Source organism: Actinophytocola sp., assembly GCF_036002505.1.
Lineage (GTDB): Bacteria > Actinomycetota > Actinomycetes > Mycobacteriales > Pseudonocardiaceae > DASYTH01.
The window spans coordinates 1-1814 of record NZ_DASYTH010000071.1 but is presented as its reverse complement, the minus strand read 5'-3'; the positions used below and the strand labels follow the sequence as shown (position 1 = coordinate 1814).

Sequence of the window (1814 nt, the reverse complement as noted above, 5' to 3'; positions counted from 1 at the left end):
ACCAACGAAGCTTGCGCGACGGTTTTACAGACCGGAGCGACCAGCGTCGGAAAGACGGCCGTTGACCTGGGGAAACATCGTCACTGTGCCGGCCCAGCGTACCCGTCTGTCCGTCAGACGTCCGTGGAGCCCGAGTCCGTTTTGGTTGCCCGCGACACCGCCCTCCCCCGTCACCCACACGCGACGGTCCGGCGCACCGCCGCGCTTCGTCTTCAGGCGGCCAGAGCTGTGCCGAACAGCGAGGGATCCGGCCGTAGGGCACCAGCGGAGAGGAATGGGCACGCCGGCATTGTCGCTAATGACGGCCGCGATGACGAAATCGCACCCCATAGATCGCACCCCATAGGGGGAGCGCGAAAGCCTACGCGGCGCGCTGGAACCGGTGGCCGCTACGGTCGATCGGTACCCTGGGGTTGTGTTAACCGTTGCGGGGCAGAGCGTCGACGAGATGCGGCTGTCTGCCATCTGTGAGCGGTACGGCATCGCCGAGTTGATGGTGTTTGGCTCCGCGGCCCGGGACGCCGCGCGGCCGGCCAGCGACATCGACGTGCTCTACACGCTACGGCCCGGGCGCCGACTGGGGTGGGAGATCGAACAACTCGCCGACGAACTGGCTGCGCTGTTCGGTCGGCCGGTTGATCTGGTGTCACGCCGTGCGCTACACGCCGCTCTGCGGGAGCAGGTCCTCGCCGAGGCGCGACCGCTGCATGCGGCGTGATCTTCTCCTGCGCGGCGAGATGCTCGACGCCGCCGACCGCATCCAAGAGCTCGTGGCGGGCGTGACCGTCAATGAGCTCGCATCGGACCGGCAGCGCCGCGATGCCCTGTTGTGGAACTTCACCGTGCTGGGTGAGGCGGCCGCCCAAGTCTCGAAAGACCTAAAGCAGAGGTGGCCGGCAGTCCCCTGGCAGCAGCCATCCCGCTTGCGAAACCGGATTGTCCACGGCTACTGGTCCATCGACCTGGAGATCTTGCATACCGCCGCGCGGGACCAGCTGCCGGGCTTTGCGGCCGAGCTGCGGGCAGTAATCGCGACCCTCGCCGACGACAACCCTTGAGACGGGTTTCGCTCACCACGAGGACGCCACCGGGCGCTGACGCCCCCAAGAACTCCTAACAAAATGAGCTACGCCGCAGTGGGTGGTCCGAACCAGGTGGCTAGCGCGTCCTGGAGCCGCAGGTGGGTTCGGTCTCCCGCCCAGGCCACGTATCCGTCGGGCCGAATCAACACGGCAGTGGGAGCAGTGACCGCGCCAACTACCGGAAGCTCCCAGACACCACCGTATTTGGCGTCGATCAACTGAACCCGATCCGCCCATGGAGTGATGTCGAGGCCGCCGGGCTCACCGAGGTTGAGCAGCACCGGCCGGGCATCGTGCAGCAGGGTGAAGACCCGCAGCGGGCCGTCGGCGGTGACCAGGTCGAGATCGGGCATGCGGCGCCCGAGCAGCGGGTGTCCCTCGCCGAGTTCGTAGTGAATGTCCAGGCCGGAGATCATCGCGGCGAATCGTCTGCGGGGCTCGTCCATGCTGACGAGCTCGGCAATGGTGTCGCGCAGGGCCTTCGTGCGGTCGTCTGGGCGGCGAAGCGCGACGTACGCCATTGTGTTGCGCAGCACGCGGGCGGCGACCGGGTGGCGCTCGGAATGGTAGGTATCCAGGAGACTTTCTGGCGATGTCCGGTTGACCACCTGGGCCAGCTTCCATCCCAGATTCACCGCATCCTGCACACCGGTGTTGAGGCCCTGTCCACCGTCCGGGGCATGCACGTGTGCGGCGTCGCCGGCCAGCAGGACTCGTCTGTCGCGGTAGGCC

Annotated in this window: 3 protein-coding genes; 2 read left to right on the top strand and 1 reads right to left on the bottom strand. The window is 67.1% G+C overall.

What is annotated here, in order from left to right; all coding sequences use genetic code 11:
• Positions 1-415: 415 nt before the first annotated feature.
• Complete coding sequence (locus VGR06_RS05335) at positions 416-718, top strand: nucleotidyltransferase family protein (protein ID WP_327557825.1); 303 nt, start codon at positions 416-418, stop codon at positions 716-718.
• Positions 708-1058: a DUF86 domain-containing protein gene (locus VGR06_RS05330; protein WP_327557824.1), complete on the top strand. Its 351-nt coding sequence runs from the start codon at positions 708-710 to the stop codon at positions 1056-1058. Before VGR06_RS05335 ends, VGR06_RS05330 begins: the two co-directional genes overlap by 11 nt.
• A 68-nt stretch (positions 1059-1126) precedes the next feature.
• On the opposite strand, the gene VGR06_RS05325 is transcribed toward VGR06_RS05330, so the two are convergent.
• The coding region (locus VGR06_RS05325; RefSeq protein WP_327557823.1) for an FAD-dependent monooxygenase at positions 1127-1814 on the bottom strand (688 nt) is incomplete at its 5' end.